General features: G+C 36.3%; 26 protein-coding genes and 3 pseudogenes. 25 read left to right on the forward strand and 4 right to left on the reverse strand.

Features of this window, described 5'->3' with window-relative positions:
• Window positions 1-110: 110 nt before the first annotated feature.
• From RCG17_RS22275 to RCG17_RS22325, 11 genes are all read left to right on the forward strand, one after another.
• Complete coding sequence (locus RCG17_RS22275) at window positions 111-350, forward strand: hypothetical protein (RefSeq protein WP_308172238.1); 240 nt, start codon at window positions 111-113, stop codon at window positions 348-350.
• A gap of 90 nt (window positions 351-440) precedes the next feature.
• Window positions 441-575 (forward strand): hypothetical protein, encoded by a 135-nt coding sequence (locus tag RCG17_RS22280; protein ID WP_308172239.1) that lies wholly within the window; start codon window positions 441-443, stop codon window positions 573-575.
• A gap of 25 nt (window positions 576-600) precedes the next feature.
• Window positions 601-777 carry a Fur-regulated basic protein FbpA gene (locus RCG17_RS22285; RefSeq protein WP_308172240.1) on the forward strand — a complete coding sequence of 59 codons (177 nt, stop codon included), beginning with the start codon at window positions 601-603 and terminating at the stop codon, window positions 775-777.
• 316 nt (window positions 778-1093) lie between these two features.
• Window positions 1094-1480, forward strand: coding sequence for a GNAT family N-acetyltransferase (locus tag RCG17_RS22290; RefSeq protein WP_308172241.1), 387 nt, complete (start codon window positions 1094-1096; stop codon window positions 1478-1480).
• A 416-nt stretch (window positions 1481-1896) separates the two neighbouring features.
• Window positions 1897-3330 carry an MDR family MFS transporter gene (locus tag RCG17_RS22295; RefSeq protein WP_308172242.1) on the forward strand — a complete coding sequence of 478 codons (1434 nt, stop codon included), beginning with the start codon at window positions 1897-1899 and terminating at the stop codon, window positions 3328-3330.
• Window positions 3331-3539: 209 nt separating this feature from the next.
• Window positions 3540-4289 carry a CPBP family glutamic-type intramembrane protease gene (locus tag RCG17_RS22300; RefSeq protein WP_308172243.1) on the forward strand — a complete coding sequence of 250 codons (750 nt, stop codon included), beginning with the start codon at window positions 3540-3542 and terminating at the stop codon, window positions 4287-4289.
• Window positions 4290-4600: 311 nt separating this feature from the next.
• The gene (locus RCG17_RS22305) at window positions 4601-4843 is read left to right on the forward strand and encodes a hypothetical protein (RefSeq protein WP_308172244.1); all 243 of its coding nucleotides are present in this window, start codon (window positions 4601-4603) and stop codon (window positions 4841-4843) included.
• A 235-nt stretch (window positions 4844-5078) separates the two neighbouring features.
• Window positions 5079-6536 carry an IS200/IS605 family accessory protein TnpB-related protein gene (locus tag RCG17_RS22310; RefSeq protein ID WP_308172245.1) on the forward strand — a complete coding sequence of 486 codons (1458 nt, stop codon included), beginning with the start codon at window positions 5079-5081 and terminating at the stop codon, window positions 6534-6536.
• 1036 nt (window positions 6537-7572) lie between these two features.
• On the forward strand, window positions 7573-8049 hold the full coding sequence (locus tag RCG17_RS22315; protein ID WP_308172246.1) for a hypothetical protein: 477 nt from the start codon (window positions 7573-7575) through the stop codon (window positions 8047-8049).
• A 137-nt stretch (window positions 8050-8186) separates the two neighbouring features.
• Window positions 8187-8600: a hypothetical protein gene (locus RCG17_RS22320; RefSeq protein WP_308172247.1), complete on the forward strand. Its 414-nt coding sequence runs from the start codon at window positions 8187-8189 to the stop codon at window positions 8598-8600.
• A 159-nt stretch (window positions 8601-8759) separates the two neighbouring features.
• Window positions 8760-9032 carry an HU family DNA-binding protein gene (locus RCG17_RS22325; protein WP_308172248.1) on the forward strand — a complete coding sequence of 91 codons (273 nt, stop codon included), beginning with the start codon at window positions 8760-8762 and terminating at the stop codon, window positions 9030-9032.
• Between the two features lie 368 nt (window positions 9033-9400).
• Here the strand turns inward: RCG17_RS22325 and RCG17_RS22330 are convergent.
• Window positions 9401-9947: pseudogene (locus RCG17_RS22330) on the reverse strand (pyridoxamine 5'-phosphate oxidase family protein).
• 110 nt (window positions 9948-10057) lie between these two features.
• Here RCG17_RS22330 and RCG17_RS22335 point away from each other — a divergent pair.
• The 4 genes and pseudogenes from RCG17_RS22335 (at window position 10058) to RCG17_RS22350 (ending at window position 12804) form a co-directional block, all read left to right on the forward strand.
• Window positions 10058-11452 carry a MocR-like pyridoxine biosynthesis transcription factor PdxR gene (locus tag RCG17_RS22335; protein ID WP_308172249.1) on the forward strand — a complete coding sequence of 465 codons (1395 nt, stop codon included), beginning with the start codon at window positions 10058-10060 and terminating at the stop codon, window positions 11450-11452.
• A 168-nt stretch (window positions 11453-11620) separates the two neighbouring features.
• Window positions 11621-11881: pseudogene (locus RCG17_RS22340) on the forward strand (CPCC family cysteine-rich protein).
• 151 nt (window positions 11882-12032) lie between these two features.
• On the forward strand, window positions 12033-12371 hold the full coding sequence (locus RCG17_RS22345) for a YolD-like family protein (RefSeq protein ID WP_308172250.1): 339 nt from the start codon (window positions 12033-12035) through the stop codon (window positions 12369-12371).
• A gap of 205 nt (window positions 12372-12576) precedes the next feature.
• Window positions 12577-12804, forward strand: coding sequence for a hypothetical protein (locus RCG17_RS22350; protein ID WP_308172251.1), 228 nt, complete (start codon window positions 12577-12579; stop codon window positions 12802-12804).
• A 262-nt stretch (window positions 12805-13066) separates the two neighbouring features.
• Here RCG17_RS22350 and RCG17_RS22355 read toward each other — a convergent pair whose 3' ends face one another.
• From RCG17_RS22355 to RCG17_RS22365, 3 genes are all read right to left on the reverse strand, one after another.
• Window positions 13067-13213: a hypothetical protein gene (locus RCG17_RS22355; protein WP_308172252.1), complete on the reverse strand. Its 147-nt coding sequence runs from the start codon at window positions 13211-13213 to the stop codon at window positions 13067-13069.
• Between the two features lie 373 nt (window positions 13214-13586).
• Window positions 13587-14591 (reverse strand): DUF3231 family protein, encoded by a 1005-nt coding sequence (locus RCG17_RS22360; protein WP_308172253.1) that lies wholly within the window; start codon window positions 14589-14591, stop codon window positions 13587-13589.
• Window positions 14592-15177: 586 nt separating this feature from the next.
• A complete protein-coding gene (locus tag RCG17_RS22365; RefSeq protein ID WP_308172254.1) occupies window positions 15178-15657 on the reverse strand; it encodes a hypothetical protein in 480 nt (159 codons plus the stop codon).
• Between the two features lie 611 nt (window positions 15658-16268).
• Here RCG17_RS22365 and RCG17_RS22370 point away from each other — a divergent pair.
• The 10 genes and pseudogenes from RCG17_RS22370 to RCG17_RS22415 form a co-directional block, all read left to right on the forward strand.
• Window positions 16269-16394, forward strand: a pseudogene (locus tag RCG17_RS22370) (DNA-binding response regulator); the annotation flags it as partial.
• Between the two features lie 257 nt (window positions 16395-16651).
• A complete protein-coding gene (locus RCG17_RS22375; protein ID WP_308172255.1) occupies window positions 16652-17077 on the forward strand; it encodes a MaoC family dehydratase in 426 nt (141 codons plus the stop codon).
• 606 nt (window positions 17078-17683) lie between these two features.
• A complete protein-coding gene (locus RCG17_RS22380; RefSeq protein ID WP_308172256.1) occupies window positions 17684-18823 on the forward strand; it encodes a sensor histidine kinase in 1140 nt (379 codons plus the stop codon).
• A 2-nt stretch (window positions 18824-18825) separates the two neighbouring features.
• Window positions 18826-19161 (forward strand): sensor histidine kinase, encoded by a 336-nt coding sequence (locus tag RCG17_RS22385; protein ID WP_308172257.1) that lies wholly within the window; start codon window positions 18826-18828, stop codon window positions 19159-19161.
• Complete coding sequence (locus RCG17_RS22390) at window positions 19145-19333, forward strand: response regulator (RefSeq protein WP_308172258.1); 189 nt, start codon at window positions 19145-19147, stop codon at window positions 19331-19333. The genes RCG17_RS22385 and RCG17_RS22390 overlap by 17 nt, the downstream gene beginning before the upstream one ends.
• Window positions 19334-19340: 7 nt before the next feature.
• Window positions 19341-19799: a LuxR C-terminal-related transcriptional regulator gene (locus tag RCG17_RS22395; RefSeq protein WP_308175919.1), complete on the forward strand. Its 459-nt coding sequence runs from the start codon at window positions 19341-19343 to the stop codon at window positions 19797-19799.
• 187 nt (window positions 19800-19986) lie between these two features.
• On the forward strand, window positions 19987-20535 hold the full coding sequence (locus RCG17_RS22400; RefSeq protein WP_308172259.1) for a cupredoxin domain-containing protein: 549 nt from the start codon (window positions 19987-19989) through the stop codon (window positions 20533-20535).
• Entirely contained in the window at window positions 20532-20891 is a 360-nt protein-coding gene (locus RCG17_RS22405; RefSeq protein WP_308172260.1) for a cupredoxin domain-containing protein, read from the forward strand. Before RCG17_RS22400 ends, RCG17_RS22405 begins: the two co-directional genes overlap by 4 nt.
• 198 nt (window positions 20892-21089) lie before the next feature.
• Complete coding sequence (locus tag RCG17_RS22410) at window positions 21090-21545, forward strand: QcrA and Rieske domain-containing protein (protein WP_308172261.1); 456 nt, start codon at window positions 21090-21092, stop codon at window positions 21543-21545.
• A complete protein-coding gene (locus tag RCG17_RS22415) occupies window positions 21542-22876 on the forward strand; it encodes a cytochrome b (protein WP_308172262.1) in 1335 nt (444 codons plus the stop codon). Before RCG17_RS22410 ends, RCG17_RS22415 begins: the two co-directional genes overlap by 4 nt.
• Window positions 22877-22953 lie beyond the last annotated feature (77 nt).

Below are 22953 nucleotides of genomic sequence, written 5' to 3' on the forward strand. Positions count from 1 at the left end.
TTAAGAGTTAAAAATTCCAAATGAATCGACAACCTTTTAAAAATGGCTTGTCTATAATGACAACTACTAATGGAAATACAGCTAGATAAAAAAATGAAGGAGGATGACAAATGGTATTTAAAACACTATTAAAATTATCACTTCTTTTACTTTGTTTAATGCTTATTTCGGCTTGTGGCTATATGAAAGACATTAAAGAAAAAATGCCAGTTAAAACTCGAACTGAAGAACCTGCTAGTACGACAATCGATGGGAAAGTAAATTCAGTCGATGAATCTACAGAAAAGGATGTAAACTCAGATCAATTTTCTAATACACAAGTTCCTCCTAAAGGTTCAACTAATCAATAATACAGTACAATGCTAGCTAAGTAACTAAAACAAATCTGGGTTTCTAATAAAAAGATTATACCCACTTTAAGGAAGGGAAGGTGAATTTCCATGAAGAGTTCCCGCAGAAAACAAAAAATGAAACGTAATTTTTTAGAGAATTATTTGAAAAATAAATTTACAAAGTATTTTGGAATCCGCGGTCTTGTGAACAAGCTAATGATTGCCGTCCTTACTTACTGGTAACCATGAGATAGAGAGGTGTTTGAAAATGAAAAGTTTACTTCGACAGGCAATTCAAATACAAAAGCAAAATTTAATAAATAGGCTAATACAATCAGGAATTTATAAAAAGAATGATACACATCTTTACGAATTGACTTTGAGTGAACTTGAAAATGAATTTAAGTATATAAAAAAAGATAGTTTGGAAACAAAGAGAGGTTAGAAAGGCAAAAAGACGGGCTAATATAGACTTCTTCGAAATAGGGTATAATTCCTTAGTAATATAGGAATTTTGAAAACAATAAAATAAGCCATTAATGGATCAGTTTGGTCAATGGCTTATCTAACTTTTTAAATTTCGTTAACTTTATTTAAAAATTACACTTCTTTCAAAATGTTAAGGAAATTTAACAATTTTTTTAATTATAGTAATTTCTTTATAAATCGACAACTTTTTAAAAACGGCTTGTCTATAATGACAGTAGCTAATGCAAATCAGTTATATACATCAGTTTATTACTAATGAATGAGGTACTAATATGTTGACTCGATACAAAAAGTTGTTTGATAAAATAGCTATGGGCTTGTTGTCTTTTATGCCGAACCAAAAAGACCTGAAAAATCTTCAGATGACTATGAATCAGTATAAAACAGATCAAGAACACCAACTCTATTTGTGGAAAGAGGAGGAAGGAATCATTGGACTAATTGGTGTTTTATTTGTAGACCAGCACCTAATCCAGATAAAACATATTTCAGTAAGTCCTTCCCATCGCGGTAATGGTATCGGTAAAAAAATGATTAGAGCCTTAAAAGAATTCCACCAGGATTTTCGTTTCATTCCCGATGAAAATACAGTAGCGTTTTTCAATAAATGCGATGAAAATCAATATGTGCCAGCCGATTTGTCGGAAGCACTTGTATGAGAATAAGGTATAATAATCCAATAAATTACATAGAGATATATTCTTGGCATGTCATCAAAGGATGGCGTGCTTTTTATTTTATAGTGGTCAATGGCAATAATTTTGTCCCGATTAAATGATTTTTTTCCTAAAATTGTTTACTGATGAATAAATCATGTTATTTTCTAATTGCATATACAACTTGTTTATACTTATAATTAAAAAATATGTTTGCTAAATCATCAATGTTTGAATGTGTATTTAAATATTGATGATATTGCAATAAAGAAACTGGGAGGTTTAAAGATAATCACGGCAATACCGATCTTGTCCTGAGTGGAAGAATAATGTGATTTGAACAAACCACTTTTTTCAAAAATGAGATTGTGGGAGCAAAAGATATATATATTATAGAAGGAAGTGGGGAAAGAAATAAAATGAAACAATACAATACACGTGCTATTATGGCTTCATTACTTATCTGCGGCTTCGTTGGTATGTTCAGTGAGACAGCTCTTAATATTGCGATTAGTAATTTAATGGATGTATTCCAAATATCAGCAGCCACAGCACAGTGGCTGACGACGAGTTTTCTGCTAACGCTCGGCATTTTGATGCCAATGACAGGACTCTTGCTGCAATGGTTTTCAACAAGGCAATTGTTTACCATTTCTCTTACAAGCTCGATTGTTGGTACATTGATTGCAGCACTCGCATTCAAGTTTGAAATTCTTATTGCTGCTCGTATTCTGCAGGCGGTTGGTATGGGATTGTTGATCCCGCTCATGTTCAATACGATTCTCGTTGTTTATCCACCAGAGAAGCGCGGGGCTGCGATGGGCTTCGTCGGGCTTGTGATTATGTTTGCTCCAGCGATCGGACCGACTGTAGCTGGTCTCTTAATCCAATATTTAACATGGCATTATATATTTTGGCTATCACTGCCGTTTTTGATCATTGGGTTGTTAGTAGGGTTGAAGTATTTGGAAAACGTCACAGAAGTCACGAAACCCCGTATCGATCTATTTTCAGGGGTATTATCTACGCTCGGCTTCGGAGGAATAGTCTTCGGTTTCAGCAAGGCAGGTGAGGGTACGGTAGGATGGACCAACCCGGTTGTGGTTATTTCAATCATCATCGGGCTAGTAGCGCTCGTGCTGTTCACGTTGCGGCAGAAGGTTATGCGCGAACCAATGATGGATCTTCGCGTCTTCAAGTATCCGATGTACAACGTGGGGCTTCTATTGGTATTGACATGTATGATGATTATCTTGTCTACGATGATTATTCTCCCAATGTATCTTCAGAACGGTATGAGACTATCTGCGTTCACAGCAGGACTTATGTTATTGCCGGGCAGTGCGCTAAACGGCATCCTGTCGCCGCGAATGGGGCGTTTGTTTGACAAGTATGGGCCGAAGTGGCTAGTAATTCCCGGCCTCATTGTCGTGGCGATTACGGTATGGTTTCTCTCCAGCATATCGGTTGCGTCTTCAGTCGCCTTTATCGTCACCTTGCATATTGGATTAATGATCGGCATTTCAATGGTCTGGATGCCAGCGCAGACGAACGGCCTGAACCAACTGCCACCGGAGCTATACCCACATGGTACGGCAGTGATGAACACTCTCCAGCAGGTTGCAGGTGCGATTGGCACAGCAGTTGCAATTATTATCCTTTCAAGCGGGATGGAGAAGTATTTACACAATTCCTCCATGCCGACTAAACCTAGCGAGTTGGCTAACGCAATGACGTTGGGCTCGCAGAACGTGTTTCTGTTTGCGCTCACAGTGACGTTAATCGGTCTGGTTATGGCGTTCTTTATCCGCCGTGTTATCGTCAACCATCCGAATGCCGATTCGATGCATTAATATTTCAAGGGGCCTGTTGGCTCCTTTTTTTCTGTCTCGAAACATAGAAACATAGGGACGGACGGTTCTCTTGTTTTATTATTGAAACATCAGAACCCCGTCCCGATGTTTCTGATGTTTCTCAATCAAAACCTCCCCTGGTAGGGTGAAAGGATTCTGTCATGAAAATTAATTGATCAGAATAAATTCACAAAAAAGGGGGTGTCATCTTGTCTTTTATTCGTTCTTTAATACGACCATCTTTGTTTATGGTGTTTTTCCTTTTTATTTCTATATCGCTAATGGTCATTGATAACATTTTGAAACTTGGTCTTTCGAGTGAAGAGGGCATAAACATTTTTATAGTTCCTTTTAGTTTGTGCTGGTCATGGGTTATTGTACATACCGCATTAAGGAAGGATTTTCTTAAACGGTTTCTTTTAAGTAAAAAGAATATTCATTTAGCAATTTGTATTCCTATTTTAGTGGCAATAGTGATGGAGTTTGTATTAAATTTAGTACAATTTATTCCATTTTTGCTTGGTTATGATGTTATTAAGCCGGGAATAAATCAAGTAACAACTATAAAGGATTTTACTGAAATAGGATTAATATTCTCAGTTTCAGTAATAAGTCCCTTTAGTGAGGAATTTGTTTTTCGTTATTTACTATATGGGGGACTATCTTTAGCCATTGTTAAATTGGCAAAAGAGAATAAGTTGATAAAAAAGATTTACAATGAGTTGTTTATAAATAAAAATCAAATATATATATGGTCATGGATAATACTTACCAATATAGGCTTTGCAATGGCGCATGGCCCTAATTTACTAAGCTTTCCACTGTACTTTGTTCCTGGGATTGTTTTTTCAATAATGTTCTTAAGACTTGGATTCCTTGCAGCTTGGATATCTCACGGATCTTCAAATTTATTTTCATGGGTAGCTCATGAAATTATAGTTAACACACTATTCAAATAAATGCGCAGCCAATTTGGTTGCTTTTTTTTCGTTTCCATGACTTTTGTTTTTCAGTAAATGCTGTTAGGACGATTAGCACAGCTTTTTTGCATTGCCTTAGGAATCCAAAATAGGCACATCAATCAGTGTCAGCCACCTAATATGAATCATAATTTGTTGAAGAGAGTATATGATGAATCTGTTGTTCCGTTACACAAAACTGATAATTACTTCGTTCTACTCTCACATTGGCTGATGGGGTTATTTAGCTAAAATATTATAAAGGTGAGGTAAGTATGCAAAACTTTCAAAATGATTTACAGATGTTGGGCATGGATCACTACCAAGTTGGCAAAGCAATTCCAACCGATCCTCTTAGTCAACAATTTCTAGTAGATCCTCGGCGGTGTGGAGGTTGTGGTGGTGGCTTTCACTGCGGCGGTCATCACTGTGGAGGATTCCACTGTGGTGGATTTCATCGCTGCGGAGGATACAGATGCGGCGGTTGTGGCGGCTGTTATAGTTGCTATAGCTGTTATAGTTGTTACGGATCCACTGGAGTCATTGTTATATAGTAAAAGCCCCTACGTTGCCAATTCGTAGGGGTTATTAGCAGTTTCTAAAAATATAGTAAATAATAGACAAATATGTATTTTTATTCTATAATTATCATAGCGTAGAACATACATTCTTATTTTAGAATCGGAATTATTAAATACTATTTTGAAAATACCTTTTTATACTTACACCTACACCTATTTAAAATATAGTTTAAAACCAAAAACAAATTTGATTGGGGTGTGATAAAAGATGTTTCAAACGTACCAAACGAAACTCTGCAACATCCAACTGAATCGTGGATCTACATCTGATCAGTACCTCATAGAGTATGGAAAGTTTTTTGGAAAACTAGAACGCAAACTATTTGTTCAATCTCATATCAAGGGAATTCCCCCTTCCAATCTTAAAAAGACCTTTCTAAAGCAGTATGGCATTACGTCTCGTCAGTTTAACTCCATACGAATGCAGTTGGATGGAAAGGTCTCTTCTTTTTTGGAAAAAAGGGATTTGGATCTTCAAGATTTAGAAGCTAAAACCGTTCACCTGCAAAAAATCATTCATCAGAAAACAAATCAAACAGCAAAACTTCACCAAAAGAAACGAAGATTGAGAAACCTGCAACAAAAGCTTGAAAAGCTAAAGGTCGACCGTGACACAAAGAGAATCCGTATCTGCTTTGGTTCAAAGAAACTCTTTCATAAGCAATTCCATTTAATTGAAAATGAATACAAAGATCATCAACAGTGGAAGAACGATTGGGTCGAGGCAAGAAGCTCCCAATTTCTTGTGATCGGTTCTAAAGATGAAACCTTCGGAAACCAGTCTGCCACGTATAATGTAGAGAATACGCTCAGGTTACGAGTTGCCGATTGCTTCATTGGGAAATACGGGAAGTACATCGAGTTTCCATCCGTCATGTTCCCTTACGGACAAGAATGGTTGGATAAGGCGAAAATTCCCTATATGGGTTTTACTCGCAATGGGAAACCACAAAAATATTTTACTTCCATCACTTACCGTTTTATCAAGAAGGAAAAAGGCTGGTATGTATACGCAACAGTCGAAAGAGAAACTTCCCCAATCGGGACTTCCAATCGAAATGGATTAATCGGAATGGACCTCAATGCAGGATTCTTGGCGGTCTGTGAGGTGGACCGTTATGGAAATCCAATTCATCGATACACGATCAAAGTTCCGATGTACGGCAGAAGGAAAGAACAGGTCAAAGCCTCTTTAAGTGATGCAATAAAAGAAGTATTGAACGATGCGGTTCTGGTTCAAAAAGATATCGTGATTGAGAAGTTGAATTTTACCAGAAAGAAAACACAATTAAAGGAGATGGGTGCTAGCTATGCCCGCATGCTTTCGGGTTTTGCCTATTCATCCTTTCAAGCATTAATCGAAGCAAAAGCGAAAAAGGCAGGGGTGAAGATAAGGAGAATCAATCCCGCTTACACAAGCCAAATTGGACATATGAAATTTATGGCACGTTATGGATTAAGTTCTCACGAAGCAGCAGCATGTGTGATTGCCAGAAGAGGGTATTTTTTTAAACCAGAAAAAATAAAATATGATACCGTTCTCACTTTCCCCAAAGGACTTGATAGGAAACAATCAAATTTCAGTAAGTGGCGAACTCTTACAAACTATTACAAAAAAGAGTATGCATTCCAAGATAAAATTGAACTATTAAAAGCTGATCGATAAATAGCTTCAACTATAAAATTGGAGCAACGCTTCCTTTTTACCTGCAAGGAAGAAAAGGACCACGTACTCCAATTTGATTCCATGTACTTCATAACCAGTGCGGCTAACAGCCGATCCAGAGTGTCAAGAGATATCCTATGTCGTGAAGGAGTTAGAAGGAACAAATTCACTGAACTGCGATGGAGACGATTAAGTCAATTTTGGTTGGAAAACTCGATTTGTACAGATGTTTCCATTCTGGAATTAGGGCGTGATTCCCAAACGCAATTCGCAAAAAGCTCTGTTCGTTTTGCGTGCTAGTAAAGAATTAATTCTTTATAGAACATATGGACATATTTGTATATAAATGTCTATATTTTTAGGAACGGTTCATTATTATTCTCGCAATTTAACTACAATCATAAAAAACATGACCTAAAGCTAAAAGAAAACGCTATATCATGTGATTGTCCCGTAATAACAATGAAGATGACACTGATTATTCCGTGATCTTCAGCAATCGGGCCATTTTCTGGAATAATGAGTTCATAGAAAATCGTTATGGAAAGAAGAGATTGTGAGGATATTTAATTAAACGAACGGTTCAGTTTAGTCGAAACATTATAAAAAGACTCGTGATAAGTACCACCACAAGTCTTTATGTATGAAAATTTTAAAGAGTTTTAGTTTATACCTAACATCATTAAAATACAATTTGCTAATTCTTGTCCATGCATACCACACATAGTAATACATTGAGCTAAAGCTTGACCTATCATTATCGCACCTCCTATAAATTATATTTTAATTGTAATCTAAGGTTATGCAGAATTTATGGAGAAACCCAAGTAAGTTAAGTTAATTCACCATTTTTTCATAGTTGTGAAATAATATTTTAAAAACTATGGTTATTCCATGGAAGGGCGCGAAAACGCAACAACCTGGACTGTTTTTGAGCAGTCCATTTTTCTTGGTATTTAATTAGTAATAGGCAGGTTTGTGTAAGAAGGATTATTTATAAGGTTCAACGAAAATACCTTTTTATGGGGGGGATAAAGTGGAAACAAATGTTTTATTTTATAAAATTCAAAAGGGAACAATTACAACTGAAGATTATGTAAATTGGTCTTATAGTCAATTAGAGAAATATGTATCATCACCATCCTTAAATATTCTCTCTTCATTTTCGTTCGATGATAATCTATTTGAAGTGGAAATGTATTTTAAAAGAGCAATAGATGAGTTGGCAATAAACGAACCAACCTTTGATATATGTGCAAGGGCATATATAGGCTTTTTAGCAAATAAAATTAAAAAAGCTTATGAGCATACAGTAATATTCGATTTAGCTGATATGATTTTTCAAATTGCTGCTACGGAATTAGATAATGCAGATGACTTGTTTGCTTGGTTTGAAATTAGTGAAATGATTGATAGGCTTAATTATGATGATCAATCTTTTGTGTTGAATGAAGACGATTTAATTTCAAGGATAAAGAATGAGGCTGAAATCCTACAAAGGTATATTCATTAAATATTCCTTAATGAACGAAAGTGGCAATTGTTCAGTTAGGTCAGCTGCTTCTTAAGCTAACGGGTCAGGTTAGTGTAACAAGAACTCCGTCAAAATGGTGGTGTATATGGTAAAATTTAGCTGAGGAGGGGGTTGGAATGAATAAAGAAATTGAAGAAATCATTGTTAAATCTTTCTTTAACAAAAGGATTCAACAAAGGGTATTATTTGAATTATCTTCACCGAAAAAAAGATGGGACGCATTAAGAGGATTACGTCACAAATACTATGACACCCTTCGCAATGAGTTTATGATTGAAATTCCCGAACCTAATTCAAACTTTGAAAAGATAGCTGAAATGTTGAAAAATCACGGTGCTGGAGAGTTTTGTTACTCATTATCGGACTGTGAAGAAATTGATGGTAAAGAACTGCCCTTATTAACCGCACTAGAAAAGGCTGTTGGATACGGAATGCCGTCAATCATTTCTTGTATTTCAGGAAAGCTTGCTTATTTTGAATCTGAACAGAGTTACGGACCTCCACCAAGATTTATTTTAAAAAGACCTTAATAACAAAATGTGATGCATATTTTCACCAATAATTCTTATTCAGCTAACGGACACGATTGTAGGAAGATCATTGCTTTAATACAACTTTATTGTTACTTTATAAGAATATATGCTATATTTTAGATTCTACATAGTTTTATAAAATTGAGGTGTATTAAAATGAATAAAACAGAATTAGTGAAAGCTGTATCAACCCAAGCTGAACTGAAACAGCAAGATGCTGCAAATGCTGTGGATGCGATATTTGAAACGATTTCTAAAACACTTGCTAAAGAAGAAAAAATCCAATTAATTGGATTTGGTACCTTTGAAGTACGTGAGCGTTCAGCTCGAAAAGGGCGTAATCCACAAACAGGTGAAGAAATAGATATTGCTGCTTCTAAAGTTCCAGCCTTTAAACCAGGAAAAGAATTAAAAGAAGCAGTTAAATAAAAATATTAATAATGTAAAATACTCTGGGATGAGGTTAAATCCAGAGTATTTTTTATTTAAAGTTATTAAATATAGCCTATTCGGAAAAGCACACTTTTACGATCGGGTGCTATCCATGAACAAGGATAAGCACCCGTTTTCCATTTTAGGGCCAGATTATGGAAGAAAGGATTGTAATTATATGCAATATTTTTTGCAAGTTTAAAATCAAGTATGGTGAACCTAATCTTAAGTAAATAAGGTGTTTGATGAAAAAAAAGGGAGACAATGCTTTGAGTGATATGCTCCCTTTAGTCTTATCGGCTTCATTGCCACTAGAATTTGTAAGGCGTTTCTTTTTGGAAATCACACCTAGATTAAGGAAAATTTTAGATATCTATCTCAATTTTCCTTCCTGGGTAGAAAGACAATTGCGGATCCAATTGATTTTCTTTTGCAGTTCGTACGCTGGGAGTAAGTCTAAAAACAACTGTATGACTCCCTAGAGAGGAGCGATATTTCTCAACATGGGACTGTGAAAGGCTTTCATCGTAGTCAGCCGGGCACGTACTTGTCCAGTATGGCTTGCATTGCCGCGGTAGCTTCTTTTAAATCAGTTACCGTTTCTAGTACTCCAAACAGCATCACACTCATGTAAGCAGTATCTGTCTTGGCGGGTATAGGACTTACCATGGTTCCGTAATCTTCTGATACTGTGAAACAGCAGTTGGAATTGGCATGAATCAAATCTATTTTTCTCCCTTGCGCAGCTCCATGAAAATACAAAGCTTCATTCATCCATATAAAATTCAAAGGAACAACATAAGGAATCTCCCCATCCGTTAATCCAAGGTAACCCGTCCGTGAGTGGTTTAAAAACTGTTCAATACGATTATCATCTGTACATATTAATTTTTCTTGGCGGATCTTATGCATTTTTCCATCCCATCTTTCTTTATAAATGATAAAATCATTTTAGAAAATTTCTGCACATGATAAAAGTGACAGAATTTAAAAAATCAATAGGGACAGATGGAGGATTAACAGTGGAACTTACCCCGTTTTTACACAAGGAGTTGCCAGAACCTTTATACAGTCAGTTATATCATTGGATTAAGAAGGAAATTGAAGAAGGCAGGCTCTTGCCAGGAAAGAAGATGCCATCAATTCGCCAGCTTACGACTCATTTAAAGGTCAGCCGGAATACGGTTGAGGCAGCATATCAGCAGCTACAATCAGAGGGATACCTCGAAAGTGTCCCCAAAAGTGGAATATGGGTAGCCGAGATTGAGAAGCCTCCACTACATCGGATTGTGGTGGAACATCCTATTATGTTGGAATGTAAGCCATCAAGCGAGGTCCTTGTGGATTTTGAATATGGGAATGTCGATCTTGACAAATTCCCCCTAAAGCAGTGGAAGAAATGTCTGTCAGATGCAGTTGATCAAGAGAACAGCTGGTTGTTTCAGTATAGTGAGAAACAGGGTGAATTTGCGCTGAGACGAGAGATATCAAACTATTTACTGCAATCCAGAGGTGTACGCTCTGCACCAGAACAGATTCTTATAACGGCTGGAACTCAGGCCTCCATGGCGTTGATCTGCCATCTTTTAGCACTCCGGGAAAAAACCGTGGCCATGGAAGAGCCGGGTTACAGTGGAGTTCGATCGGTCTTAGAAGACCAGGGATGCCATATTGATCCCGTGCCTCTTGAGAAGGAAGGATTGTCAGTAGAGCATATTCAAACGAGCAGGGCAAAAGCCGTATACTTAACTCCTTCTCACCAATTTCCATTTGGTATGGTTCTGTCCATTTCGAAAAGAATGCGATTACTAAAATGGGCTTATCAAACTGGTGGATACATTATTGAGGATGATTATGACGGTGAGTTTCGATATCGGGGACAGCCAATTCCTTCGCTGAAATCTCTAGATGAACAGGAAAGGGTTATTTATTTAGGTACATTTTCTAAATCATTTCTTCCTTCAGCCCGGTTAAGTTTTATTGTATTTCCACCTTCTCTAATGGTTCAATATTCACGAAAGTTTGCGGCTTATAACCAATCTGTCTCTCCTATTATTCAGAGGGCTATGGCCCTGTTCATGCAATCCGGGGAATTCGAAAGGCATATTCGAAGAATGCGTAAGATGTATCAAAGAAAACATCAGGCTCTGTTAAGGAGTATTGAACAATATATGGGCAATCAGGTAAAAATTGTTGGGGAAAAGTCAGGCTTACATATCTTATTGAAACTTAAAGGCGTAACAGCCTTCAAGTTAATCGAAAATGGACTCCAGAAGGGTGTTAAAGTTTATTCCCCGTCAAGGTTTTGGCTTAATCCAAACCCCGAAGTTAATTCCTATATCATGTTAGGATTTGGTGGATTATCAATTGAAGAAATTGAAAAAGGAGTCAGATTACTCGCTAGCTGCTTCCCATGAATGGAAAATAGGAGAGTTGCAAACATATTGGTTGAATCAATAAATCCAAATGAGATGATAATAGAAAAACCTCATTTAGATACGATTAAGGTGACCATTTCACAAATTTAGTATATACCTGGTTGTTCAACAATCGGGCGCAATTCTTGAGTATAGGAGAGAGTAATGGTGAAATATACTTGTCCTTGCTGTGGGTATAAAACATTAGATGAAGAACCACCAGCACATATGATATTTGCAGTATTTGCTTTTGGGAAGATGATGGTGTTCAATTTCGAGACCCTGATTACGAAGGAGGGGCAAATGATATTTCATTAAGATAAGCACAGCAGAATTTTATTAAGTTTGGCTTGTGACGAAGGTAGCATTAAGTTCGTTAGAAAGCCAAATAAAGAAGATATTAAAGACCCAAATTGGAACCTTTTATGAGCCATTTGATAACTTCAATATATTTCTTGTTGTACTAAAAGGGGCATTAATTAAAGAAGAAATCTAAAGACCGCTGAATAGTAGGTCTTTAAATTTCTATACATACAGAACGTTAGTTCGTATATAATGGTATAAAGGGAGATGATTCACTATGACAATACATGACCGTGGTAAAATGAAATGGCAGTCTGCCTCTTTTATACCGCTAGTATTCGAAATGACCAGTGAAATGTTCAAGGATCAGGCTTGGACTCCTAAGCCGTTATTAGACGAAAATCAGACGGAAGAGTTCGACCTGCGGATAGCTTATGCCACAGAATATAATAAGGCAGTGAAACTAACCGTATGGGATGAAGGCTTTAATCACGACATTACTGGTCGTGTTCATTACATTGATCCGATAACTCATGAACTTCGGATTGAGGTGAAGCCTGGAGAATTCGAGCGGGTGGCATACGATAGTGTAGTCGGAGTGAAGGTTTTGAAATGATTATACTTGAGTCAACCTTTTCTATAGGTTGGCATTTTTTATTAAACTAAAGATACAGTTTGGTGGAAGAAAGGATAAATTTATTATTAGGCGCATTATTTATTGTTTCATAAATATAAATAGGGCAAATTACCCCAAATTACCAAAAAAGAGTATTTATATAGAATTATCTTTTTAGAGTTACATTACAAGGAGGAATCTCAATATGTTGGAAGGATTAATTAGTTACGGGATACTGGCATTAATTATTGGTAGTGCATTATTTTGCTTTTACAAAGCTGGAAAAAAACAGAAGAATAAAAAGCAGTTCTTTTCTCTAATTCTTTGGGGATTAATTTGTTGGTGTTACCTCTTTCTTTTTTTATTGGTGGAATGGCAACCGACTCAGGCGATGAGTCTCTTTTCTGGAGTGGTTTTTTGTTTGTACAAGTGATTCCATTACTTATTCTGTTGGTTAGTATAGTCATTCTGTTGGTTGGTAGATTTAAAAAGCAGTAGGAGATAACGAACGGGCAGCTTAAACGGAACAGGGAGTTGCAGTGTTAGCAGCTCTTTCTTATTGAAGTAAAGGGTGCATTACTTGAATATCCTGCTGCCAATTTTGGCAGATTGAAAGCAATTCTCTTTAAGGGGAATTGTTTTATTTTGGTATAATCCTATCCAATATTCATTTCATTTTCTCTTCTATAGGATTCTTATCTCAACTCATCCCAATATAAAAAGACATACTCTGGTTCATGCTCTTTTTTCATCTCATCAATACTTGCGATTATATCTGAAGGTTTCATTTTATTCGTACGTAAAGTATTACTAGCGTTCTGTTTTAAGTCCTTTTCATCCATGATATACACTCTCCTTTTAGCATAGTTTGTGCCCTGCCCCTCTTTTTATTCTTGTTGTTACAAGGAATGTAATCAGGTGAAATATCCAAAATAAAAGAAGAAAAATGAGAATAAATTATAAAAAGGCGATTACCAAGTTTACGCTAATATGTATGTCTTATGCTGCTTTGTTCATTTCACCCGTGCAAATAGAGGCGAAAGGAAAAGAACATAAAAACGATTCGTGTTTGTATAAGAGAAAATATTGTGAAACATTTCGCTTAAAGTAACGGTGCAGATTAGCTTAAGAAGGAAATAACTACTTTATGTTGAAATTATCCCTTAAATTAAAAAGTTAATTAAAAGTATACCCCTCACTAATGAGGGGTATATCTTATTTATCTTGTGCAAGTTCTTTTCTATTGGGAGCAAGTGGTGGCTGTTCTAACCATTTGTTTTCTACCATAATATCGAACCAATTTTTTGTCAATTTTAATGTTTTTAGAATTGTCTTTTCATAAACGACAGCTAGGTCTGTTCTCATGGCTCCTGCTAGACCTGTACCGTAATATACTTGTGCAGTTTGACCCAAGAAACCCATATGATACAACATTAATTTATCTGAAAAAGGAGAGTCCTGTGACGTTGTAACCTCTGATTCCCACGACATTGGAACGGGCAAATTATCCTTGTGTAAAATACTTGCAAGGGCTTGTATGTTTTCATCTGCCTTTTTTCCTATTTCCTCAAAAAATGTTCTTATTTCTTCCGATTCAGCGACTTGACTGAACCCGATTGAAAGAGTTTTTGCCATAATGCTTTTTTTAATATTAAGAGAAATACTGATTATTTCTGTAGCAGATAAAAGTCTCCCTTTTCCGAAGAATCCATCAGTAAAATCTTTGGTGGAAATATATTCAGGGTTCTCTTTAGGATAGAAATAGGGATCTCGTTGGAACTTTCCATTTTTAAGCAATAACTCAATGGTTAAATCGTACATCTTTTTTGCATCATTATCACATGAATTGTAAAATTCACGTAGGTCCTTTCTAACAGAAACACTTAAAGCAGTGGTATGACCTAACAAACCATGTATCGTCATTATATGTAAATAATTTAAGCAGAATGTGTCAGAAAACAATCTCTTTGCACCCTTATTAAGATCGGACTCAGTAAATCCATTCGGAACTGGAAAACCATCTTTCTCCATGAAGGAAACAAGCTGCTTCTTTTGCTTTTCCCATGTCTCAATGGCAATTTCAAAAACATTTTTCACCTCTTCGTCTTCCAAAATAGAAATCATATATTTATTTACTATCTCGATCATCGTTCCGTTTATATACTCTCCCCATAGTGTTCCAATTTCGGAAGACGTAAGTTTTAAATTCTCATTTTCCATTTGTTCTCACCTCTTCCGTATTTTTTACTGACTCAGAAATAGTTATGCGTTTCCTTGGACTTAAACCTTTCAGTTGATAATTGAGCAGTTTCTTGTTGAACGAACGGGGGCGTTTCTACAATAAGCGGAAACGCATTTTTCTTATTGAAGTAACGCCCCCAGATATATAGAGTATGATTTTTGACCGTAATCATCGTAAATAACGAAACAAAAACAGCTCTTTTCTATCTTTGTTTACTTGTTATCTTCAGTAAGTAATTATAGTTTTCAACGTAAACAACGATAGGACTTTACTTGGAGAGGTGGGTATGATAGGCTCTTTTGCCTGATGAAACAACTGCTTCAGCCTTTCAAGACAAATCGTACCCACAGAGGCTCCAAGTCAAGTCCTTAAACACTCATTCTACGTTTACATATAAATGATGATAAAAGGTGCATCATATCAATATTTTGTTGCTGATACTGTATATATGGTGATCAGTTTAGTTCAATAAGAAAATGCAAGTTCCAAAAGAAAAAGCAACCTTTCTATGTACTGCTTTTTTCTTTCATTAAGAAGGGGGTTCAATTTGTAAGGGGAACTTGATTATCTTTTTAGACTTTTAAGATGTATTTCAAAAAAACTAGATAGTAAAATACCGATTGCTAAACCAGGAATTACACAAATCATTGGAAGCCAAACAGGGCCGAATAATACTCCGAATATCTGAAAATTGGAGGAAAAAATACATCCAACAGTAACAAAATAAGCTGCAAATACAAACGGTAAAAAGGAGTATCGATCCTTTTCTCCTCCAGCATCTTTCCATGCATCCCACATTGCAAAAAAATATAAACAAGGATAAAACATCAACCATTGATAATCTGCTTGTTCAATTGATTTTTTAATGTTTCCTTGGAAACTTAAAAGGATGATCTTGTTAAAATTTGATTTTCCGTTAATAAAAAATTCTAATATTATAAACAGAATTCCTTTAATCAGTTTTCCATTCAGTATTTGACCAAATCCCGGAAATGCAATACTCCAAAGTAATTTTTCCACTTTATTTTGTTTTAAGATATCCATTTTACATTTCCTAAATTCCTTTGCTAATTCTTTTCTTTCTACTGCAATCGGAGGATATCTATCCATCCATTTTGATTATATTGGCTCCAAAGTTGTGAAACTTCTGAGGATTTTAATTCTACTTTATGTACTTCTTGCATTTATCAATCGTCCAAAATAATTCTTCAGTAATATATTTTCCAAAAATATGGAAATTATCAAAAAAAATTTCAACAAATATCGACATATTCCGTCATTGCCATACTGGAGGGTGGTATAATTACCCAAAAATATATATATCTGAATTCAACTTGGTAATTTATGAATTGGAAACGTTGTGGATCACTTATCAGGAAAAAACTTGTCTTCTCTGAATGCTGGAATACTTAATTGCTAAAAAGGCGCGATTATCAAAAGATAATCGCACCTATTTCATGCTTGGACCATTCTTGAATAAATAAAAGAAATAATAGAAAATAAAATACAAGCATTAAATTTTACCATGTTAGTTTAGATTCTGCTGATAAAGTATACCCACCAAAAACATCAAATATTTTATGGTTGGCAGCTTTGTAAGCTTTGATGATAAATAAAAAATACACTGAATGTAACTTGATATAGAAGTGGAATAGATGAAATGTATATCGATTTTAATTGCTGATGATGAGGAGGAGATTGCTGATGCGATCCATCTAGAAAAAGAAGGATATAATGTCATTAAAGTACATGATGGGCAAGAAGCCATACAAGTTATCCAGATAAGGAGATGTACTTCAATAACGATATTTAGCAATCGGGCGCTATCCATGAACAAGGATAAGCACCCGTTTTCCATTTTAGGGGCATATTCTTGAATAACACCTTTAAAGAAAATCGGTAAAGAAAGAAGATTGTATGGTTTTCGCTTTAACTAAAGGATCGTTAGCAAAAGAAGATTGTGACGATTTTTTTTTAATTATTGAGTACATGGTGCTAAAATAATCAAGTACAACAACGACGACTTAGAGGTGTAAGAATGAAGTTAGATAAGTTTACAATTGGACAAGTGTTCCAAACTAAATCATTAAAATTAACAAAAGAGAATATTATGAGGTTTGCAGGTGAATTTGACCCTCAATATATGCATTTGGATGAGGAAAGAGCAAACAAGGGAAGATTTAATGGAATTATTGCTTCTGGTATACATACGCTAGCTATCTCTTTTAAGGTTTGGGTTGAAGAAGGTTATTATGGTGATGATGTCATTGCTGGAACACGTATGAATAATATTAAATTTATAAGGCCTGTGTATCCTGAAGATGAATTGCATCTCATTGTTGAAGTTATTGATAAGAAAGCAACTAAACATGAAACAGGTATTCTTACTGTATTATTATGTACATTTAATGATAAAGAGGAAAAGGTTTTTGAGGGTGAATTGTCCGTATTGATAAAGCGATGAAAGGGTAATACTCTTGATTAATATATCCTTAATTTGAGATAAATCAAACATATATCAATATAGTATGTCAATACTTTAAGATAAATTCAGTTTGTCAGAATAAAGAAGCGAACCTCTCCGAGTTCGAAAAGCTTTTTTATACTGAACTTGGTTAGTATGGTGTTAAACTTGAGGAATATGTTGATCTGATTAAAGATGCTGATAAAGGAGAAAAGGATATTCATGAGGGGGAAACTTTTGAATCCATTTTTTTACAAAGAGCGGAAATAATATTGAAATTGAAATTGTTTGGAAAGCCATTGTTGAACTCGCTGTACGAGGTCTACAATGGCTTTCATGCTTTCTTTATTAGTTTGGGTTTGCAATCAAATTCATGTAATAAAAGAAAGGTACTTCGGTTAAGGATTCAATTCATAAATGATACGTTCCTCGATATGAATTACCTCTTCGTATTAGGATCCCGATATTAGATTATCATATTTTATGCAGGTTTGAGGTATCGCTAAACATGTGAACTTTTACCGAATTTTACTGTGTTTATGGTGATAAGGCATAAGTGTCTTGGTAAACTTTAATTAAATCGTGATTCAGACAGGATGATGCAAAATGGCGATACTTTTCCAATTTTTTAACACTAATCAAATAGTACTCTCGTTTATCTATCCATTGATCTTTTTTCTTATGGGAATTGGTATTTTTTTAAAAAATCACGTTCATAGCCGATTCTATATGGCAAAAAGTTTGCGATATCTAGCCCTTTTTGGAGTTTTACACGGAATTGCGGATTGGGGAGATATTTTTATCCCCTTGCAAAAAATATATTTGAATAATTCAGCAATTTTTATATTGCAATCTTTCCAAAAAACCATAACTGCACTATCCTTTTTTTTTCTATTCTTTTTTGGAACGCATTTATTACAGCAAAATCGAAACTTTTCAAAAAAAATTTTATTTCTTCCTTTCTTATTTTTCTTTATTTGGTTAGGAAGTTTTCTGTTTCTTAATCCCGTATTAGTACATGACCCTAATCAGAAATGGTGGTTTGCGCTTAGCGATACTTATGCAGGTTTTCTGCTAGAATTTCCGGGTGGGCTCCTTTCTGGATATGCTATGTTCATCCAACGGAAACAGTTTAAAGAATTTAATGTGCCTGCAATGACCCGGGCACTTGTTTTGGCATCGGTATTCACCGTAATTTATACCTTTGCCGACGGATTTATTGTTTCACAAGTCCCTGCACATTCCGATTTTTTACTTGGCTCTACCTACTTTTTTAGAACTACCGGTATTCCCATTGATTTTTTCAGGGCACTCAGCGGCGTTTTTATGGCTTTTTTTATTATGAAAATATTAAAGGTATTTGATATCGAATATCAGATTTTTTTTAGCCAGGTAGAAAAAAGTAAGGCGGTTACAGAAGAAAGGGATAGAATTGCCAGGGATCTCCATGATGGAATGATTCAATCAATCTATGCTATTGGGCTCCACTTGGAAGGAGTACGGCATATGCTGTTGGTGGAAAGGGAGAATAGTATACCGAATACGTCCAATGCCCTTCAGGAAGTGACCAAAAAATTGAATGGTTTAATTGGTGAAATTCGAATGTACATCAAGGAATTAAAAATGCCGGTAAAAAAGGAGCCTAGTTTTAAAGAAGAAATTGAACGATTGGTTAGGGAAATGAACTTCGGAAAAGAAACGGAAATTCAATTGCAATATGACTATTCCGGGAGGAACCACCATTAACAGTGACCATCCAGATTTTTTATATCATCAAGGAGGCATTAAGCAATGCTTTACGGCACGCGAAAGCAAATAAGATATTTGTATCCATTACGGGAAACGAAAATTTGTTAACTGCGGAAATTAAGGACAATGGAATTGGAATGGAAGAAAAAAGTGCATTTTTTAGAAAAAAAGATTTTATTCCATTTAAACATGGACTTCGAAATATGGAAATTCGTTCCCAAATCATTGGTGGGAGTTTGAAAATAAGATCAGAAAAAAACAAGGGAAGCAACGTGATTCTACAAGTAAGATCTACAAAAAATATAAGGGGTGCTGAGAATGACAGGGCAAATTAAGCTCATGCTTGTGGATGATCATGAAGTCGTTCGATTAGGACTGCGTGCGCTGTTATCCATGTATCCGGTTTTTGAAATCGTGGGGGAGGCAACTAACGCTGATCAAGCTATTTCAATGGCTTTACAGAAACAACCGAATATTATCCTAATGGATATCCGGATGCCTGGGTAAGAGCGGAATTGATGCTTGCAGAGAGATCAAAAATTTTCTTTCTTCCACCAATTTAATCATGTTAACTTCTTTTGATGATGAAGATGAAGTTTACGAGTCGATTCTGGCGGGGGCAAGTGGATATGTGTTAAAAGAAATCGATTCACAACATTTAATTCAAACAATTGAGACTGTTGCAGCTGGAAAAAGTGCACTAGATCCTTCTATAACGGATAAAGTTCTGAAAAATATTAGGAAAAATGCTGCGGAGAAAGAAGGATTATCCCAACTTACCTCTCAGGAAAAACAAATCCTTTCCTTAATTGCAAAAGGAAGGACAAATCGTGAAATTGCTGTAACGATGATTTTAAGTGAAAAGACAATTCGTAACTATGTTAGTCTCATACTTGAAAAATTGAATTTGCATAACCGTACAGAGGCTGCTGCATATGCCTTACAACATCATCCTGAAAGATTGAAACATTAAGCTGCCGAGAAAAACTCGACAGTTTTTTGTTTTTTCTGCTTTAAAAGGACAAATACACCATTTTTTAGGGACATTTGTCCTTTTAAATAGAGTATTTACTTCTCTATCTGCGCTAATTAAAAGATGAAATAATAAAGGCGCGAAAAGGATTTATGAATAAACAACATTAATTAATTTGGAGGCTTTAATGATGAAAAAAAGACTAGCTTTAATCGGACCTGTTGTTCTGTTAGCAACGTTTGGACTAACCGCTTGTGGCTCAACAACTCCTACGGCAACTACCAAAGTGGCTGCACCCAAAACAACTCAAACTTCAAAAGTAGCCGCTCAAGCTCAAGCTGAGCAAACTATGACCATTATACCTGGCCTGAAAAAAGGTTCCGATGGAAAAATGCATGATTCGTATTCACCATCTGATCTTACTGTAGTTAAGGGAGTACCAACTAAAGTAACTGTTTACAACTATGATGATGGTTCTCATGATTTTGTTGCCAAAGATCTTAATCTCAACGTAAAAGTTCCAGGGTCCAAAAAGAAAGGAGATCCATCTGTAACTACATTTACTGTTACTGCTGACAAAACAGGTGATTTTCATTGGCTCTGCGATGTAACTTGTGATGGCGCTGGCGATACGAGTGCAAACTCCGCCAAAGGCTGGGCAATGGCTAACGATGGCTACATGGCCGGAAAATTCATGTACTGGACCAACAGCCAGCTAAAGATAACTTTTCTATGACGATTAAAGATGGATTAAAATTAGGAACTGATGGAAAAATCCATGACAGCTTCTCACCAGCCGATATTAACGTTAAAAAAGGTGTTCCAATGGAAGTCACAGTCTATAATTATGACAGCGGTGCTCATGATTTGGTGTCCCAAGATCTTAACTTAAACGTCCAATTCCCAGGAGCCAAAGAAGATGGAGTTCCTTCAGTAACTACCTTTACGATTAATGCCGACAAAGCCGGTGATTTTCATTGGCTCTGTAATGTTCCTTGCGATGGAGCTGGCGATCAAAGTAAACCAGACTCCGCCAAAGGTTGGGCAATGGCTAACGATGGCTACATGGCTGGAATGATCCACATTAAATAATTTTAATTAGTTGTATGTCAACTTGCTTCGGATGGAGTTATATACTCCATCCCTCATTTTATTGATTATTTAGAATGTTAGAGCCATTTTCAAAAAATATGAATATGAAGCATCCTTTTTGCTTGTTCTGAATTGAACGAATGTAGAAGGATTGATATGGTCTTAAGAACGAACTAGAATGACGAGAGGTTGAAATCAATGGATGAGAAAACAGAATCAGGAATGTCGCGCCGACGTTTTTTAACCCTTGGTGTAGGTGCAGCAGGAACTGCGATTGCACTGGGTTATATTGGTACAGCTGCTAAGTTTATGGAACCGCCAGCAGCCAATGCTGAGGCGCTGAAAGAAGTGGGGAAAGTGTCTGATTTTGAGGAAGGCGTCCCTAAATTAGTTACTTATCAAGGAAATTCCGAAGAAGGAGTCTACGTAATCAACATGGGCCAGGAAGGCTGGCTGGCTTTGGATTTTCACTGTACACACCTGCAGTGTGCGGTAAATTACGTAGATGCAGCGAAAAAATTCATGTGTCCATGTCACGGAGGAACATATGATCTTAAAGGGAATGTACTCTCCGGTCCACCTCCAAAACCTTTACACCGCCGAGTGATTAAAGTTCAAGGGGATTCTGTAAGAGTAGGAGGAATGCTGGTTTGAAAAAGTGGCTTGATGAACGATTAAAAGTTCAAGAACTCCTAAACTCTATGTTTAAGCACCCTGTTCCTAAACGAAGTAATTTTTTAGATTATTTAGGCTTTGCCACTTTACTTGCTTTTATCAACCAAGCGATAACGGGAATTTTATTGGCAACTGTTTACAAACCTTCGGCTGCTGAAGCCTACAGCAGTGTCAAGCTAATACAATCATCGGTTGCTGAGCATTATGTTCGTTCCTTGCATTCATGGGGAGCAAATTTCATGATTGTGTTAGTTGTTTTACACTTGCTACGCGTTTTCTATGAAGGCGCTTATAAACGCCCTCGTGAGTTAACCTGGGTTTTAGGAGTCATCCTGCTTCTGGGAACTGTCGGACTAGCCTTTACTGGTTATCTTTTACCTTGGGATCAAGAGGGATATTGGGCAACGACGGTTGGAACAGCAATGGCAAGTTATGTGCCAGGAATTGGGGATTTTCTTGTACGGCTGTTGCGGGATGGCGTACAAGTAACGGGAGCGACACTGACTCGGTTCTACTCCATACATATGCTTGTTCTCCCGGTGATGATCTTATTAAGCTTTATGCCCCATTTCTTTTTTGTTCTTCGTCAAGGTATGGCTTCTACAGATGAACTTGCAAAAGCTAAGCAGAGGGGAGAAGATATCACCCAGAAGTCACTCCCTTTTTGGCCAAATGTAGCTTTTCGGATGTCTTTTTTTATCTTGATTATCGCAGTTGCCCTTTTCGTCCTTTCAGGTTATTTTCCAAAGGACTTGGGCGATCCAGCCGACCCATTAAACAAAGCCCATTATACACCTGAGCCAGCCTGGTATTTCTTCGGTGTGTATCAACTTCTGAAGTACTTCCCTGGCAAATTGGATGTCTTAGCGATGGTCGGGCTGCCTTTAGTAGGGATTCTTGTCCTATTATTCTTGCCGTGGATTGACCGCAATCCAAGTCGAAATCCTAAGAAAAGGCCCATTGCACTTGGTATGGCAGCAGTAATAGTCATTGGGTTAGGCATACTAACCTATCAAGGAATGAGTTCAGTACCTAAGGCTTTAGCCTCGACTGGCGTAATTGCCCATCCAAGTTATCAAAAAGACATTCTGCCTGTTGTTCAGAATTCTTGCAGCCAATGTCACTCTCAATTCACTAGCTATTCCGGAATTTCAAAGGAAGTAACTCCTGGAAATCCTGATAAGAGTCTACTATACGAGCATCTTACTGGTAAAGTTCAACCGCAGATGCCGTTTGGACAAAAGCCTTTGAATAAGGATCTGATACAAACCTTTAAAAACTGGATTCAGGATGGGGCAAAGAATAATTAAAGGCAAGGAAATTCATGAAAGCTATAGTAATTTTAAAGAATTTGTTGGGAACAATTCGGAAAGTACGTTGCTAACGA

The organism is Neobacillus sp. PS3-12, from assembly GCF_030915385.1.
GTDB lineage: Bacteria > Bacillota > Bacilli > Bacillales > Cytobacillaceae > JAEVLT01.